16 protein-coding genes and 1 pseudogene are annotated in these 16646 nt (G+C 70.1%); 13 read left to right on the top strand and 4 right to left on the bottom strand.

The features are described 5' to 3' along the window. Positions 1–10 precede the first annotated feature (10 nt). The 9 genes and pseudogenes from HD597_RS20435 (at position 11) to sigJ (ending at position 7697) form a co-directional block, all read left to right on the top strand. Positions 11–463, top strand: coding sequence for a carboxymuconolactone decarboxylase family protein (locus HD597_RS20435; RefSeq protein WP_253744260.1), 453 nt, complete (start codon positions 11–13; stop codon positions 461–463). 86 nt (positions 464–549) lie between these two features. Beyond that, positions 550–1746 (top strand): MFS transporter, encoded by a 1197-nt coding sequence (locus HD597_RS20430; RefSeq protein WP_253744259.1) that lies wholly within the window; start codon positions 550–552, stop codon positions 1744–1746. A 106-nt stretch (positions 1747–1852) separates the two neighbouring features. Continuing rightward, complete coding sequence (locus HD597_RS20425) at positions 1853–2947, top strand: threonine aldolase family protein (RefSeq protein WP_253744258.1); 1095 nt, start codon at positions 1853–1855, stop codon at positions 2945–2947. Between the two features lie 291 nt (positions 2948–3238). After that, on the top strand, positions 3239–4075 hold the full coding sequence (locus HD597_RS20420) for a M50 family metallopeptidase (protein ID WP_276082964.1): 837 nt from the start codon (positions 3239–3241) through the stop codon (positions 4073–4075). After that, positions 4047–4193: pseudogene (locus tag HD597_RS65885) on the top strand (carboxymuconolactone decarboxylase family protein); the annotation flags it as partial. The gene HD597_RS20420 and the pseudogene HD597_RS65885, both read left to right, overlap by 29 nt. A gap of 128 nt (positions 4194–4321) precedes the next feature. After that, on the top strand, positions 4322–4519 hold the full coding sequence (locus HD597_RS65880) for a carboxymuconolactone decarboxylase family protein (protein WP_308210996.1): 198 nt from the start codon (positions 4322–4324) through the stop codon (positions 4517–4519). 110 nt (positions 4520–4629) lie between these two features. Further along, positions 4630–5013, top strand: coding sequence for a DoxX family protein (locus tag HD597_RS20410; RefSeq protein ID WP_253744257.1), 384 nt, complete (start codon positions 4630–4632; stop codon positions 5011–5013). Positions 5014–5236: 223 nt separating this feature from the next. Further along, the gene (locus HD597_RS20405; protein WP_253744256.1) at positions 5237–6937 is read left to right on the top strand and encodes an FAD-dependent monooxygenase; all 1701 of its coding nucleotides are present in this window, start codon (positions 5237–5239) and stop codon (positions 6935–6937) included. Further along, positions 6855–7697, top strand: a complete 843-nt coding sequence (gene sigJ, locus HD597_RS20400) for an RNA polymerase sigma factor SigJ (protein WP_253744255.1) — start codon at positions 6855–6857, stop codon at positions 7695–7697. The genes HD597_RS20405 and sigJ overlap by 83 nt, the downstream gene beginning before the upstream one ends. Positions 7698–7724: 27 nt before the next feature. On the opposite strand, the gene HD597_RS20395 is transcribed toward sigJ, so the two are convergent. Both HD597_RS20395 and HD597_RS20390 read right to left on the bottom strand, forming a co-directional pair. Further along, a complete protein-coding gene (locus tag HD597_RS20395) occupies positions 7725–8210 on the bottom strand; it encodes a hypothetical protein (RefSeq protein WP_253744254.1) in 486 nt (161 codons plus the stop codon). A 462-nt stretch (positions 8211–8672) separates the two neighbouring features. Beyond that, entirely contained in the window at positions 8673–9281 is a 609-nt protein-coding gene (locus HD597_RS20390; protein WP_253744253.1) for a TetR family transcriptional regulator, read from the bottom strand. 94 nt (positions 9282–9375) lie between these two features. On the opposite strand from HD597_RS20390, the gene HD597_RS20385 reads away from it, so the two are divergent. Continuing rightward, complete coding sequence (locus HD597_RS20385; protein ID WP_253744252.1) at positions 9376–10182, top strand: SDR family NAD(P)-dependent oxidoreductase; 807 nt, start codon at positions 9376–9378, stop codon at positions 10180–10182. Positions 10183–10472: 290 nt separating this feature from the next. Here the strand turns inward: HD597_RS20385 and HD597_RS20380 are convergent, their stop codons facing one another. Continuing rightward, positions 10473–10976, bottom strand: a complete 504-nt coding sequence (locus HD597_RS20380; RefSeq protein WP_253744251.1) for a hypothetical protein — start codon at positions 10974–10976, stop codon at positions 10473–10475. 14 nt (positions 10977–10990) lie between these two features. Then, positions 10991–11326 (bottom strand): hypothetical protein, encoded by a 336-nt coding sequence (locus HD597_RS20375; RefSeq protein WP_253744250.1) that lies wholly within the window; start codon positions 11324–11326, stop codon positions 10991–10993. A gap of 300 nt (positions 11327–11626) precedes the next feature. Here HD597_RS20375 and HD597_RS20370 point away from each other — a divergent pair, with 300 nt between their 5' ends. The 3 genes from HD597_RS20370 to HD597_RS20360 all read left to right on the top strand — a co-directional run bounded on the left by HD597_RS20370 (position 11627) and on the right by HD597_RS20360 (position 16425). Next, positions 11627–11788 carry a hypothetical protein gene (locus HD597_RS20370; RefSeq protein ID WP_253744249.1) on the top strand — a complete coding sequence of 54 codons (162 nt, stop codon included), beginning with the start codon at positions 11627–11629 and terminating at the stop codon, positions 11786–11788. Between the two features lie 665 nt (positions 11789–12453). Further along, a complete protein-coding gene (locus HD597_RS20365) occupies positions 12454–12750 on the top strand; it encodes a hypothetical protein (protein ID WP_253744248.1) in 297 nt (98 codons plus the stop codon). Between the two features lie 213 nt (positions 12751–12963). Continuing rightward, the gene (locus HD597_RS20360) at positions 12964–16425 is read left to right on the top strand and encodes a protein kinase domain-containing protein (RefSeq protein WP_253744247.1); all 3462 of its coding nucleotides are present in this window, start codon (positions 12964–12966) and stop codon (positions 16423–16425) included. The last annotated feature ends 221 nt before the right edge of the window (positions 16426–16646 follow it).

The following is a 16646-nucleotide window of genomic DNA, read 5'->3' as shown; positions in this document are numbered from 1 at the left end:
CGTGGTGGCCATGACAAACGTCGCCATTGCCGAACGGATGAACCTGTCGCGTGTCGCCCCCAAGATCTTCAAGGCCGTACTGGCCCTGGACGCCGCGGCCCGCGAAGGGCTGAACCCGGTGCTGGTCGAGCTGGTGCAGATCCGCGCCTCGCAGATCAACCAGTGCGCCTACTGCATCGACTACCACACCGGCGACGCACGCCGGGCGGGGGAGAGTGAGGCGCGGATCTACCAGCTCAGCGCCTGGCGGGAGTCCAGCCTCTACACCGCGAAGGAGCGGGCTGCTCTGGCGCTGACGGAGGCGGTGACCCTGCTGCCGCACGGAGTCGGGGATGAGGTGTACGACGAGGCCGCGCGGCAGTTCGACGACAAAGAACTGGCCCAGCTCATCGCGCTGATCTTCACGGTCAACGCGTGGAACCGCATGAACGTGACCACGCGCAAGACCCCCGGCACCGAGTAGGCCCACAGTTTCCCCCGCTTCCGGGCGGTGGCCGGCTCGTGCGGCCACCGCCCGCGCCTTGACCGCACCCGGAAAGGCCCACACCCATGACCACCATCGACGCCCGGTCGCCGGACGAGGCCCGGAGCCCCGGCCTGTCACCCGTCCGGGGCTGGCTCGCGATCCTCGCCGTCACGCTGGGCATCTTCGCCCTGATGACCTCCGAACTGCTGCCCGTCGGGCTGCTCACCCCCATCGGCACCGCCCTCGACCTGTCCGAGGGCACCACCGCGCTCATGGTCACCGTGCCCGGGCTGGTCGCCGCCGTCGCGGCGCCGCTGGTCACCGTGGCCACTGCCCGGATCGACCGCCGCCTGGTGCTGGTCCTGCTGATCGGCATCGTGGGCGCGGCCAACCTCGCCTCCGCCCTCGCCACCAGCTTCGCCATCGTCCTGCTGGCCCGCTTCCTGATCGGCATCAGCGTCGGCGGCTTCTGGTCGCTGGCCGGCGGCATCGCCCTGCGCCTGGTACCCGAACGCCACGTGCCCCGCGCCACCGCGGTCGTCTTCGGCGGCGTCGAAACCGCCTCTGTGCTCGGCGTGCCCGCCGGCACCCTGACCGGTGACCTCGCCGGCTGGCGCACCGCGTTCGCCGCTGTCGGCGTGCTCGGCCTGATCTCGCTGGCCTGCATGGTCATCCTGATGCCGAAGGTGGCGCCGCAACGCACGATGGTGTGGGCGGACCTGCCGCGCGTGCTGCGCGACCACCGCGCCGTACGCACCGGCATCGTGGTGACCTTCCTGGCCATCACCGGGCACTTCACCGCCTATACCTTCCTGCGGCCCATCCTCCAGGACGGCGGCGTCGCCGACAACATGATCAGCGTGCTGCTCCTGGTCTTCGGCGTTGCCGGCATCTGCGGCAACTTCCTCGCCGGCGCCTTGGTCGCCACGCGCCTGTGGCAGACGGTGTGCGGCATCGGCCTGCTGCTCACCGCCGCCATGGCCGCCGTCGCCATCGGCAGCCACGACGTCCGGTCCGCGGCCGTGGTCCTGGTGGTCTGGGGGCTGGCGTACGGCGCCGTCCCGGTCACCTTTCAGACCTGGATGCTCAACGCCGCCCCTGCCGCCACCGAGGCCGCATCATCCCTGTACGTCTCGACGTTCAACCTGTCCATCGCCCTCGGCGCTTTCGCGGGCGGCCTGGCGGTCGATGCCGCCGGCCCGATGAGCGTGTTGTGGATCGGCGGCGCCCTGACCCTCCTGGTACCGCTGCTCATCATGGTCGCCCGCCGCCGGACATGACGAAAGATCCACGCGGGTTACGACCAGCCGTCCCCGATATACCAAACCCACGTAAGGTATCCCTGTAGCTTGTTGCGCATCTATCGCAATAACGAAGGAGGTATTCATGCCCGACACCAGCCCGACGGTGCGACGGTCGCTGTTCCTGCACGCCCCGATCAGGCGTACGCCGCGCGTGATGCTGGAGCAGATGCTGGCCCTGGTGGATGACGACACTCCGGCCGACGGGCCGCAGGGCCCCGTCGCGTTGCTGGAGCGGCGGCTGGCCGAGTTGCTCGGCAAGGAGGCCGCGCTGTTCTTCCCCAGCGGCACGATGGCCCAGCAGACCGCGCTGCGCGTGCACGCCGACCGGCGCGGCCGGCGCACGTTCGCCGCGCACCCGCAATCACATCTGGACACCTGGGAGGAGCAGGGCTACAACGCCGTCCACGGTCTGCGGTTACGCCGTACCGGCGACCTTCACGAGCTGATGACAACTGCGGACCTGGCGGCGATCGGCGAGCCCCTCGCCGCCGCCGTGTGGGAACTGCCGCAGCGTGACATCGGCGGCCTGCTGCCCACCTGGGACGAGTTGTGCGAGCAGGTCGCGCTCGTGCGCGCCACCGGCGCCGCCGCACACCTGGACGGCGCCCGGCTGTGGGAGGCCCAGAGCTACTACCGGCGCCCCTTCGACGAGATCGCGGCCCTGTTCGACACCGTCTACGTCTCCCTCTACAAGAGCCTGCAAGGCGTGCGCGGCGCGGTGCTCGCCTCCGACGCGGCCACCGTGGAGGTGGCAAGGGTGTGGCGGCAACGACTCGGCGGCGGCATCCGCGACGCTTGGCCGCTCGCCCTGGCCGCGCTGGTCCACCTCGACACCCTGGCCGACGCGATGCCCGCCTACCGCGAGCACGCCATCGCCATCGCGGCCGCGATCAACGCCGAAGGCACCGCCCGCGCCTGCCCTGACCCGCCGCAGACCCCGCTGTTCCACATCCACCTGCCCGCCGGCCGGCGCGCCATCGAACAAGCGGGCCAGGCGATCCTCGCCGAGCACGGCATCCAGCTCTGGGGCCGGGTGCGCTCGTCGTCCGAGCCCGGCCGGTGCGCCTTCGAGGTCAGCGTCGGCGAGAACGCCATGGACTTCACCCCCGATGAGGTGGTCAGCTTGATCCTCGACGTGCTCGACCGCGCCGCCTCCCTTGAGGCTGCGCCGATGTAGGCCGGTCCGGCATTCATCTCGGCCGGAAGCCTGACCCGTACGGCTGAAACGCCGGGAGCCAGACTCGGACATCTACCTTGATCCCGGGACCGCCGAGGAAGGCAGCCCCCTTGCCGTCGTGCTCGCCCCCACGATCAGCAGGACGGCGTCCAGCCCTGGGGGTGGCGTGTTCGACTACGTTGGATCTTCGTACTCTCGTCCCGTCCTTGACATCTGTCGTTGTCGTTCGCCGAGGAGCGCCCCTGGAAGAACTGACTCTACGTCGCGGAGATCGTCCTCTTCCTCCTCGGTATGGCGATCTCCATGGCGTTGCACGAGCCCGGCCACCCTGGTGCCGGCCAAGTCTTCTGGCGTCAAGGCGACCCAGCGCATGGTGGGCTTCGGCCCCACGGTCTGGTCGTGCGCGGAGGTGAGATCGAACACGGCATCGAGTGGATCCCGTTCGGCGGCTGTATCCGCGTGATCGGCTTGAGCCCGCCTGCGAGGCCGGGCCGCAAGAGGTGCGTCCGGGCGACGAGAACCGCGTCATCCACCGTAAGAAAGTGCTGGCAGAAGGTCATCAACATGTCGGGCGGGCCGTTGATGAACTTCGTGCCGGCGTTCGTCTTCTTCACCGTCCTGCTGGTCGGCATCGGCCTGCCCACCGAGCTCCCGACCACCTCGTCCGCCACCCAGACGTGCGTGATCACCAGTTCCGGGTGGCGCGCTGCCTGCGAGCCCGGCGACCGCATGGTCTCCTTCGACGGCGCCGCGATCGGCTCCTGGGAGGACGCTAAGCGCTTGGTCCGCTCCCCCGGTGCCGGTCCGGTCAGGCTGGGCCTCGTCCGTGACGGCAAGCCGATGACGCTCGACGTCACGCTCATCGCCCAGGACCGGCCCACCGCGCCTCTGGGAGGGCCTCAAACGCGCCTACGCCAAGATCACGCGACGGCCGAACTGACGGACGGATTCACGACGGCAGATCCGCACCGGGCGCTTCGGCACGGCCAGGCACCGTCGCCTGGGACGGAGAGACGCACGTCACACTTGCCTGTCGTCACAGGCTGCCGGGCTGCCCTGTCTGAGAGGGGCGACAGCGAAATGACGCTAGGAGCGCACGATGGATGCTCGTTTGAACCTTTTCGGTAACCCGGTCGCAGGCACGTCCCTGAAGCACCTCGTCGCGGCGGGCAAGGCACTCGCGGACTCGACGCTGCCGGCCTCGACGCGCGAGCTGGTACTACTGCGCGTCAGCCAGATCAACGGCTGTGCCGTCTGCGTCGACATGCACACCAAGGACGCCGCCCACGCTGGGAGAGTTCCACCCGTATCAACCTGGTCTCCGCCTGGCGCGAGGCCACGGTCTTCACCGAGGCCGAACGCGCCGCTCTGGAGATGGCCGAGCAGGGCACCCGGATCGCCGACACCGCCGGTGGCGTCACCGACGAGGTCTGGGACAAGGCCGCCGAGCATTACCCCGAGGACGAACTCGCCGCCCTGGTTTCCCTGATCTCCCTCATCAACGCCCTCAACCGTTTCAACGTCATGACCCGGCAGCCCGCTGGTGACTACCAGCCCGGTCAGCACGGATGACGAGCAAGGCGCGGCCGGATGCTGTCTGGCGTCGGTAGTCCGGCCGTGCACCGATCGCCGCTCCGGTATCAGGACCGGATTCCCCCTCCGACGGTTATGGAAGAGATCTCATGCACCTTGCTCTGTGGATTTGCGCCGGATTGCTGGCCGTGGTCCTCCTCATCGGTGGCATCGGCAAGCTGGCCGTGCCTCGGGAGAAGATGGCCGCCATGCGCGGCGCGGGATGGACCACGGACTTCAGCCCCTGGTTCCTGAAGGTCCTCGGGGCCATCGAGGTCCTGGGGGCGGCGGGGCTGATCCTGCCCGCCGTAACCGGCATCGCGCCGGTTCTGGTGCCGGTGGCGGCGGTCGGTGTGGTGGTGCTGATGGTCGGTGCAATGGTCACGCACCTGCGCCGTGGCGAGGTCTCGTCGGCTGCGGGAAACCTGGTCTATCTCGCCCTGGCCGCCTTCGTGGCGTGGGGCCGCTTCGGCCCCGAGTCCTTCATCGGCTGAGCACGGTGCAGTCGAGGGCCGTACGTCGACCTCGTGGACAAGACCGAGGGCGGGCGTGGGCGGCAGGCCGACGCGGTCGCTCGCCCCGCTCTGATCGGAGCCGGGCGACCGGCACACCAGTGGCTGTCAGGGGCGCCACCGGATCAGATCGTCTCGGCCGGTGTCCGGGGTATGAGCGGAGTCGCGCCCGTTGATCTTCGGAGGATTCAGGTCGACATCGCCCTTGTTCACCACCCCGGTCAGGACCGTACGGACCGGGGCGGACGTGATCGGCAGTCGACTCGCACCCCCGTACGAGGAGGAGATTCGTGGACGTGACGAACGACAGTGGCCGCCGGGCTCTTGTGGTCGGGCTGGGTATCAGTGGGATCGCGGCAGCGCTTCGGCTGCGGCAGATCGGCTGGGAACCGGTCACATCGAGCGTGCCGCCGGGCGGCGCTCCGGCGGGTACTTCATCGCGCTCTTCGGTGCGGGCCGGGCCGCCGCCCAGCGCCTGGGCATCCTGGACACGCTCACCGATCGCGGTGCGGACGGCGCCGCCTACGACATCGACCGGGCCGGCATGCGCGCGGCCGGGCTGGGTTTCAAGGACTTTCCCGGCCGGCCGTGGATGATGACGCGAGGAGACGTGGAAGCAGCCGGTTTCGCCGCGCTGCCGTCCGATGTCGAACTCCGATACGCCACTGTGCCGACCCGGATCGAGCAGGACGCCCACGGGGTGAACGTCACGCTGGCCGACACCGCCGGCCGGACCTCGGTGACCGAGCGCTTCGATCTGGTCGTCGGCGCGGATGGGCTGCGCTCCACGGTGCGGCAGCTGGTGTTCGGGCCGCACGAGGACTATCTGCGCCGGATGAACTACATGGCGGTCGCCTTTCAACTGCCCAGCGCGCTCCCGGGCCACGACCGGAGCGATTCGGTCATCCTGGCCGAGCCCCGGCGGTCGATGTGGATCTTCCCATTCAAGGATCGCCCGCCGACGGTGTTGCTGAGCTACCACACCAATGACGTGGATGCCGAGTTCGACAGGCCCATAGCCGAGCGGGTGCGCGAGGTGTTCGGCCCCGAAGCGGCAGGCCCAGCCTTGGGCGCGGTGCTGGACGCGCTGGAGTCGGCCGAGGAGGTGCTGTTCGACTCGGTCGATCAGGTGCGCATGGACAGTTGGCACCGCGGCCGGGTGGTGCTCGTCGGTGACGCGGCCTGGTGCGTGACCCTGTATGCGGGGATGGGCGCCTCGACCGGGATGGCCGGGGCCGACCTGCTGGGCACCATGCTGGCTCGCCACGGCGGCAGCGTGAACGATGCGCTGACGCGATGGGAGCGGCAGCTACGCCCTTCCTTCCATCGATTACATGCAGGGCAACGGCATGCGGATGCGCAGCCTGTTCGTCCCGGCCACCCGCTTCGAACTCGCACGGCGCAGAATGAGGCTACGGGTGAGCAAGATGCCGGTGACCTCTCCGTTGTTCCTTCGGTGGCGGACCAGGAGCAAGGTCGCCCGGATGAAGGACATGGACTTCGCTCACCCCGGCCCGGCTGTGCCCCTCCGGCCCCACACGTGACGGGCCTCATCGGCGGCACAGCCTTCGAACCGGCGGAACACGACCACCCCACACAGCCACCACGCCGCCCGGCCTCCGGGACCCGGCCACCATTGACAGCCGTTCGAGCAGAAGGACGCGAGCCGCCAGGCACCGGGGGTGTCGAGGCGGTGGGCAGGCAGACAGACGGGCCCCACAAGGGGCCCCGATACGCGAGTCCGGAAGGGTCGTATGCCGGGATCAACAGATGTGAAAGAGGCTGCCGGTTACCGGCCGCTGCTGTTTTCCATCGCTTACGGGATGACCGGGTCCGTGGGCGATGCCGAGGACATCGTGCAGGACGCGTTCCTCGGCCTGAGCCGGGCACACCAGGAGGGGACTGAGATCGTCAATACGAAGGCGTACCTGACCACGGCGGTGACGCGGCTGGGCATCAACTACCTGCATTCGGCGCGGGTGCGGCGGGAGACCTACGTGGGCGACTGGTTGCCCGAGCCGATCGTGGTGCCCGCCGACCGGCCGGCCGAGCAGGCCGAGCTGGCCGACTCGCTGTCCATGGCGTTCCTGGTGCTGCTGGAGGCCCTCTCGCCGGTGGAGCGGGCGGTGTTCATGCTGCGCGAGGTGTTCGGGTACGACTACCGGGAGGTGTCGAGGATCACCGGCAAGAGCGAGGCGAACTGCCGGCAGATCTTCGCCCGCGCCCGTCAGCGCATCGCCGCCGGAGGGCAGGTGGCCGGCAGGGCGCCGTCCCGCGAGCGACGGGCGGAAGGCGAGAGACTCGCCCGCCGGTTCTTCGAGGTTGCCGCGGGCGGCGACATGGACGCGCTGCTCGGCATGCTCGCGCCCGACGTGGTGCTGCACGGGGACGGCGGCGGCAAGGTGGCGGCCATCGGGAAGCGGCTGGCCGGGCGGTTGCCCGTGGTGCGGTTGCTCCTCGGCGTGTTCCGCCGGGCCGGGATTCTCGGGGTCACTCTACGGCCGGCCTGGGTCAACGGACGGCCGGGCGCCGTCAAGTTCGACGCCGAAGGGCTCGTGATCGGCGTGATCGAGCTCGACATCGCCGACGGCATGGTCAACGCGATCCACGCGGTGGCCAACCCCGACAAGCTTGCCCGCATCGGAGCGAATTCGGATATGGCGTGAGTGCGGGGACGAACCATCCAGCACCGCTTATGGAGCACAACCACAACAACAACCCACGCTCATCACCGGCAGTTCCCCGGACAGGGCGCCGTGCGTACGGGCGCTGGACGCGGGCGGGAACGCCCGATCAGCGGGCGGGCTGCTGGTCCGCCGGCTCGCCAGGGGCGTCGGGTGCGCTGTCACGCCGTCGCGGCAGCGCGGCCGCCAGGAGGGCGACGGCAACCAGCACCACGGCCAGAACGGCGAACGCCCGCCCGTACCCGGCCGCCAGAACGTGCGCCGGCGTACCGTGAACCCGGGCTCTGGGCGCCAGGCAGGCGTCACCGGACCGCCGCCTACGCCGGTCGGCTCCGCCGTCAGCGCGACCAGGGCGGCCAGGCCGAGCGCGCCGCCGATCTGCTTGGCGGTGCTCATCAGTCCGGAGGCCGCTCCCGCCTCGCCCGGGGCGACGCCTGAGGTGACCGTGACGGTCAGCGGCGCGTTCAGCAGGCCCGCGCCGAGCGAGATCAGCACGGCCAGGCCGCCGATGGCCGTCAGGTAGTCCTGCCCCGGGGCGATGCGGCTCTGCCACCAAAAGCCGGCCGCGCCGATTAGTGCCCCGGCGGCGAGGGTCTTCGACCGCCCACCGGTGCAACTTGATCTACATCCTCCGTGCCACTACGTAGGCCGAATCAGCATCCGGCCACCTCACGGCGCCGGTATTCACCGGCGCGTCTTCGGACATTGCACTCTTCTCCTTGGCTGACACGCTGCCGCCCTTCCCCACGTGCCGGGCTTTCCCCGGCTCCGAGGACTACGGCGGCTCCGCCCCGCTCGGGCCTCCGGCGGGCATCACACCCATCTTCCGCTGCTGTCATAGTCCGCGTTTCCGTGTCGCATCTCTGTCGTTCACGACACGAATCGTGTACTGGCAGGTCAGGGAGTATTGCTCCACCTCCGAGATCTCCGGCAGTCAGGCAGAGGCCGCGCCCCCGTTCAAGGGACCGCCGCGCTTCCCCGTACCGCTGCGACTGCCGCGAGGACCAGGTCTTCCAGCGGCGTGGTGCCGTTGCCGCGGGTCCAGGCCTCGCCGGCGACGTCAAGGCAGGTGAGTACGCAGGCGACGATCGCCTCGGCGCGCAGGTCGTGCTCGTCGTCCGGGGCGACGCCGAGGCGGTGGCGGATGTCCGGGGTGAGCAGTGCCTGCCATTGGAGGTGTTTCTCCAGGCTGCGGGCACGCAGGGAAGGAGTGTTGTAGAGCATCTTCGAGATCTTCAACGTGGTCGCATCGTCCGGGCCGGGCCGGGGCGCGTGGCGCAATGCGTTGAGCAGGGCGCTCCAGGCGTCCTCGGTGGCGGGCCTGGCCTCCAGTTCCTTGCGGATCTGCTCGCCGTGCGCGGCGAGGTCGCCGAGCACGATGTCCTCCTTGGTGCCGAAGTAGCGGAAGAAGGAGCGCCGGGAGATGCCTGCCGCAGCGGCGATGTCGTCGATCGTGGTCGCCTCGAATCCGCGCTCCAGGAACAGGCCCATCGCGGTCCTGGCGACCTGCGCGTGGACGGCCTGGCGGGTGCGGACCCAGAGCTTCTGGTCGGGACTGGCTGGCATGCCCCGATGCTAGCACCTCAGTGACCATTTGACACTCAGTGCCAGACGGACCTACGGTGCCATCGTTGTTCCGAACCGGATTCCTGGAGGAGCCATGACACCCGTGGACTACCACGGTCAGACCACCCTCATCACCGGCGCCAGCGCGGGCATCGGCGCCGAGTTCGCCCGGCAACTCGCCACGCGGGGTTCCGACGTCGTGCTCGTCGCCCGGCGTTTGGACCGGCTTGAGCAGCTCGCGGACGAGCTCGCGACGGCGTACGGAATCAACGCGACGCCGATCGCCATGGACCTGGCCGCCCCCGGCGTCGTGGCGGCGCTCGACGCCGCCCTGACCGAGCGCGGCCTGACCGTCACCAGCCTGATCAACAACGCAGGCTTCGCCACCAACACGACCTTCCACCAGGAGAACCCGCAGCGGCTGGAGGCGGAGATCGCCGTCAACGTCACCAGCCTGGTCGCCCTCAGCCGCCTGTTCATCGAACGGCTGCGCGCCCACGGGCGCGGCGTGCTCGTCAACGTCGCGAGCATGGCGGCCTACCAGGCCACCCCGACCATGGCCGTCTACGGCGCGACCAAAGCGTTCGTGCTCAGTTTCACCGAAGCGCTCTGGTACGAGTCGCGCGGCACCGGGCTGCGCGTGGTAGCACTGTCGCCGGGCGCGACCGAGACCGAGTTCTTCGACGTCGCGGGCGCCCAGGCCGACGGCGGCACCGGCCGGATGCGCCCGGAGGAGGTCGTCACGATCGCGCTGAAGGCCCTCGACCGGCGTACCCCACCGCCCAGTGTGATCACGGGCACGAGGAACCGGCTGATGGCACACGCGGGACGCCTGGCCGGCCGCCGTCGCATGACCATGACGATCGGCTCGATGATGGACCGGGCGGGAGCGGGCCGCTGATGCCAGCCTCCCGATCGGCCTCTCCTGGCACCGGCCTCACTCCTCCTCATCGGGTCCGGCGTTCGGATCACGCAGCTCGCGCAGCCCGCCACCCAGCTCAGGGCGATGAACGGGTAGAACCCATGGACATTCTTATCTGGACATCCCGCTGAAGGATCTTCCTGGAATCCTCCCCATTGGTGGTCCCTCGCCTCATACGTTGCCCGTGCTGTTGCTGGCACGAGGCGAGGAGGGCCCGGTGCGGGTCGTCAAGGAGCGGGATGGCGGGATCGTCCGCCGGGTACGGCTGGTCAGCCGGCCTGCTCCACCGCCGCCCGCACCGCCTGCACGCTGCGGGTCTGCACCACGAGCGCCGACAGCATCTCGCCGAGCGCCTGGACCTGCCCGGCGTTACCGGCACACGAGGTCACCGTCTCCATCGCCCGCGCCACCGCCTCGACCTCGGCGGCCGAGGTCTCGCTGCCGGGGTCGAGACGTTCCAGCACCTGACGGTAGGTGCCGATCAGCCGCTCACTGGTCGCCCGCTGCCGGGCGCGAATCTCCTCCAGCTCCGCCTTGGCCCGTTTGACGTGGGCGGCCATCCGCTTGGACAACATCTCGGCCAAGTCATCGCGGGCCCGCATCCCGGCGGTGTGCGTCAGGCACGCCAGCAACGCCACCTGCTTGACCGGGTCATAGCGAGACAAGGTGTCGGCGTCCTGCGCGTCGGCCTCACCGGCGAAATCGGCGATCTTCGACAGCGCGATGCTCTCCAGCCACGCGTCGGTGTCGCCCAGCGCGTCCACCTGGTCCAACCATTTTCACCTAGTCACGAGACCGCGGCCAGGTGGCCCGCTGGGCGGGCTTCTTCAGCCAGGTTGAACGTCGATTTGCCATCCGGCCCGACGACGAGCAGAGCCTCCATCCGGGCCCGGCCGGCCTCGCCCATCTGCCGCGGGATCGTGGCGAAGATGGTGGCGTTCACCTCGGCGCCGATACTCGTGGCCAGGTCCTCCAGCGTCGAGTACCCGAGCAGCTCCAGCCGGAGCCGGAGCAACTCCTCGATCGCCACGTTGATCAGATCCGCAGGGTTGTTCTTGGCCTGGGCCGCCTTCCGGATCGCCGCCGCGGCGATCGCCCGGGCCCGGCCCGCGTCGTACTTCACGCCCTGACGCTGGCACCAGCTTGCGATGCGCCTTCGCGCTCGGGGAGGACCCGTGGTCCGGCCAGACGTCCTCGGCCAACTCCAGGCAGCGCCCGGACGTGGTCGATCACCACCTCGGAAATCTCGTCCGGGGACGGAAAGCGCGCCATCTTCTGAAAACACGTCAGCGCCAGCACCAGCGCGAAGCACGACTTGGGGCTGCCGGTGCGCTGTTTGCCTCAGACGGCAACTCAGATGTGCCACGCCGACAGGCTGCACCATCCGGCCCGCCCCATGTTCGAACACCTACAGACAGGACAGATGCCGGTGATCATCGTCCACACCGCGGCGCGTTCGCGGGCGTCCTTGGTGCGGCTCAGCGTGCTCGGGGTGCGGCTGCCGGCCCAGCAGCAACCCGGCCCAGCAGCACCCCCGCCGGTACGGCAGGGCTGGGACTGGGACGTCCTGTCGCACCTGTCATGACGGAGCACAGCGGCGATCCGTCACGGTCAGGGATGGTGTGCAGCTGCGTAACCCGTCCCGGCCGTGAGGTTCCCGTCATCGAGATACCTGTCATCGGCGCCGCCTTGCGCCGTTGGTCCAGCGGGGTTCGTCCGGCTTGGCCGCTACCGCGCGGGTTGAGGTTGCCGTGCTGGGTTGTGAAGGCGCAGGTCGGGCAGAGCCGTCGAGGCGGGTGCGTGTGTTGAGGGCTGGGCTGTGGTTTCACGGCCGCTGGCTGGGTTTCCCCGACCACCTACGTCGAGCGCGAGGCCGGCCGCCTGCCCCGCCAGCCACGCTTCCGGCCCGTGCGTATGAGGAGTTCGTGGCGGCACAGCCCGTACGACCAGCTGACTCGCGGTCGTGCGGTTGAGCGCGTTGAGCGGGGTGAAAAGAGATCGCAAGGCTGCGAACCTTCATCCCCCGGACGCTGTCCAACCCCCATGTACGGCGAACCTGAAAATAGACAGGAAAGACATTCCTTATATGCAATCGAAGCTGGCCACCCTGCTCTTCGCTACCCTCACCGCCGGCAGCTGCGTCCTCGCCGGCGCCTCGCCCGCCTTGGCCACAACGCACTACGGCAAAGCAAAGGGATCAGCTCCGAGAGCGGCTGGCAGAACGCGGGCGTTTACGTCAAGCCGGGTGACATGGTGCGGATCCACTACGTCAGCGGTCGGTGGACGGTCGACTTCCCTCACGTGTCCTTGGCCGGCTACGCCTGGCGCATCGACCGCAGGATCTATCAGGGGCGCAAGATCCTCAGCACGCACCCGCATGGTTCGATGATCGCGAGGATCAACAACGACCGCTACAGGGTCGGTAGCAGGGCCCTGATCGAGGCGCGCCAGGCGGGCTTCCTCCAGCTGTGCGTCAACGACGCCGACGGTTGCCTGCGCGACAACGACGGCGCCGTCCGCGTGAAGATCTCGGTCACCGACAACTGAGCCGTGCTCCCAGCGGATCATGACGTGGTCGGCGCCTCCCTCCCTCCTCACCCGGTTTACGTCTTCACCCACAACGGATGACCCCATATGCGCAAGAGAGATGTCCGTTCAACTACAGCCGGCGCCGGCCCGAGTTCCCGGGCAGGGGCCGCGCCGCCGCCAGCGGCCTCCGGGCGCCCGAGTCCTTGGCCGCATGTGCGTGTCCCAGCGACCATGAGAGCGTTGCTGGGAGAGGACCCGCACACGGTCGGCGGCTACTGGCTGGCCGGCCGCCTGGGGCAGGGCGGCCAGGGTGTCGTCTACGAGGCGTACGACGGTGAGGGCACTCGGGTGGCGCTCAAGCTCCTGCACGCCGACGGCGGCCGCACGCAACTGGACCGGTTCGCCCGGGAGGTCGAGGCCGCGCGAAGGGTGGCCTCCTTCTGCACGGCTCGGGTGTTGGACGCCGATCTGGCGGGCCCGCGGCCGTACATCGTCAGTGAGTACGTCAGCGGGCCCAGCCTGCGCACAGCCGTACGGGATGGGCGGTCGTTCGCGGGCGACGACCTGCACCGGTTGGCCACGGCGATCGCCACCGCGCTGGCCGCGGTTCACGAGGCGGGGGTGATCCACCGTGATCTGAAGCCCGACAACGTCCTGCTCGGTCCGGACGGCCCGCGGATGATCGACTTCGGTATCGCGCGTACCGAGGAGATGTCAGTGACGTCCACTGGACTGATCGCCGGCACGCCCGCCTACATGCCACCCGAGTCGTTCAGCGGGCAGCGGGCGGGCGCGCCAGGCGACGTGTTCGCGTGGGGCGCGGTGATGCTCTTCGCCGCACGGGGAACGGACGCCTTCGCCGGGGACAACGCCGCCGCGGTGATCCACCAGGTCCTGTCGGCCATACCCGACGTGGAGGGGTTGCCGCCGGCGCTGCGCCCGCTGGTGGCGGCGGCGCTGGCCAAGGAGCCGCAGGCGCGGCCGACAGCCCGGGAGTTGCTGCTCGCCCTGGTCAGCGGGAACGGCGAGGCGACCGGACTGTTGCGGGCGGGCAGTGAGCGGGCGCGGCAGATCGCCTCGGACGATGGCCTGGACCCGGGGCTGGGGACGATCGCCGAGGACGCCTACACCGCACTCCCGGAGGAGCAGCGGCGACTGGTGCCCGGAGTGTTCCTGCGGCTGCTCACCCTGGACGAGTACGACATGGAGACGACCCGCCCGGTGCCCGTGGCCGAGCTGGAGTACGGCGGGCAGGACCTGCGGGCCATCCTCCGGGCGTTCTCCTACGTGCTCTCCGAGCGTGACGGCCAGATGGTCCTGACCCGTCCCGCCGTCCTGCGCGCGTGGCCTCGCCTGCGCGGCTGGGTGAGCGCGGAGAGACCGGGCCTGGCGGTCGTCGGGCAGCTCAGCCAGGCCGCCCGCCACTGGGAGGACAACGGTCGCGGCGACGGCGACCTGCTGCGCGGCAGCCGGCTGCAAGCGGTCGAGAGCTGGGCCATCTCCGAGCGCCGCCACATGACGCTCACCCGGCTGGAGCGGGACTTCCTCGACTCCAGCCGCCGGGCGCTGGCCCGATCCAGGAAGATGCGGCGCGGCGCGCTGGTCACGCTGGTCACGTTGCTCGTTCTCGCTCTCGCCGGCGCGGTCTCGGCCGTGTCCGCCGCGGGCGAGGCCAACAGGGAGCGGGAGCGGGCGGAGGCGCAGAAGCGGCAGGCGTTGTCCCGGCAACTGGCGACGCAGAGCATCCGGCTCGTCGGCACCGAGCCGACGGTCGGACACCTGCTCGCGGTCACCGCCTGGCGGCTCGCGCCAACCAAGGAGGCCCGCCACAGCCTCCGCAACGCGCTCACCGGGCCCGCCGTCTTCACCAGGCCAGGCCCGGCGCTCGCGCTGGCCTTCAGCCCCGACGGCAAGGTCCTCGCGACCAACGGGGACGAGGGCGTCGTAACACTCCGCGACCCTGTCACCCACCGTCCGACCGGCTCCCTGACCGGCCAGAAGCAGATGGTCACCGAGGTGGCGTTCAGCAGCGACGGCCGGCTCGTCGCGGCGGCGGCCGAGGACGTACGGATCTGGGACGCCACCACGCACGAGCAGCTCGGGAAGCCGCTCCGGGGCGGCGGCACCGTGGCGTTCAGCCCGGACGGCAGGCTCCTGGCCACCGGCGGCGACAGGGTGCGGCTGTGGGACGTGGCCACGCGCACACAGGTCGGTGACGCCCTTCCCGGAGCCAACGCCGCCGCCTTCAGCCCGGATGGGAGGCTGCTGGCGACCCACTCCTCCCGCGAGACCGAGGCCCGGGTCTGGGACGTGGCCTCGCGCAGGCAGGTCGCCTCGCTCCAAGCGCACCTCTCCCCCGCCGGCATCAGCCACCTCGCCTTCAGCCCCGACGGGAAGCGGCTGGTCACCAGTAGCCACGCGTTGCGCCTGTGGGACGTCGCCACGTGGCGGCCCATCGGCAAGCCGCTCATGAACAGGCAGATCGGCGGCATCCGCGTGGCGTTCAGCCCGGACGGCTCGGTCCTGGCGACCACGAGTGACGGCGGCCGGGTCCGGCTGTGGGACCTGGCCACGCGCGAGGAGCTCGGTCCCAGGCTCGCCGGTCACACGATCGGCCTGTACAGCGTGGCCTTCAGCCCCGACGGGAAACTGCTGGCCGCCGGCGGATTCGACGGGCTGCGGCTGTGGAGCCCGTTCACACACCGGCAGCTGGGAGCTCCCTTGCCCACGGCGGGCACCACCGCGCGCGCCGCGACGTTCAGCAGCGATCGGCGCAGCATCCTGACCTCCGACGCGCGGCAAGTCAGGCTCTGGGACCTCGGCTCGCGAACGCCGATCTTCACCATCAGGCCGGGGCAGCCCATCAACACCGCGGTGCGCAGCCCGGACGGTGGCACGCTGGCGATCGGCCTGGAGTCCGAGCTGACCTGGTGGGACGTCGCCAGCCGACGCCAGGTGAGCTCGGTGCGAACCCCTCGCCACGTCATCGGGCCGGCGGCCTACAGCCCGGACGGGCGGACCCTGGCCATCGCGCTCACACCGGACCCGCAGACCGCGGCGAAGCCCGAGATATGGCTCTTCGACACACGCACCCATCGCCGGATCGACCGCATCGTCCGCCCCGAGAACATCGCGCAGCTGGTCATCAGCCCCGACGGCAGATACCTGACCGCGGTGGACATCACGGAGAACGCCCAGCTGTGGGAGCTGTCCACCCAGGCCGAGGCCGGCCCGCCCATCAGCAGGGCGAAGAGCGTCGCCTTCTCCCCCGACGTCAGGACCCTGGCCGTGGCCGGCAACACGGGAACGCGGCTGATCGACCTGGCCTCCCGCAAGCAGCTCGGCCGGGACCTGGGCGGGCACTCCGGCGTGATCACCGCGGTGGCCTTCAGCGCCGACGGTGGCACTCTCGCCACCGCGAGCGACGACAAGAGCGTCCGGCTGTGGGACGTGGCCACGCAGGAGCAGGTCGGCGCCGCTCTTCCTGGCCGTAGCAGGGTCTCGCAGGTGGAATTCGGCGATGGTGTGCTGGCCACGGTGAACGATGACGACACCTTCCGGGTGTGGGGCGTGGCCGAACCCGCGGACCTGGTGGCCGCCGCCTGTGCCCGCGCCGGCCGTACGCTCAGCGACGAGGAGTGGGAGCAGTACCTGCCCGGCGAGCCCTTCCAGACGGTGTGCGTACCGTCCTGAGCCACCGGGCCTCGTCGGACCGGCCGGGAGGGGCTCGACCCACGACTTGCCGTGGACATACCACTGCCATACCGCCGGTCTTGAGCAGAGGGCCGCCGCCCCAGCGCTGGACGGCTCAACGCCGGGAGAGCTCGACGTCGTGGACCGGACGCTCGATGACTTCCAGAGACTTGTCGGTGCCGGTGTCCAGCAAGGATGGCTGTCGGCCGGGGGCGCTGTGT

It is taken from the genome of Nonomuraea thailandensis (assembly GCF_024172165.1).
GTDB lineage: Bacteria > Actinomycetota > Actinomycetes > Streptosporangiales > Streptosporangiaceae > Nonomuraea > Nonomuraea thailandensis.
The sequence above is the reverse complement of the archived record's forward strand: the minus strand, read 5'-3'. Positions and strand labels throughout refer to the sequence as shown.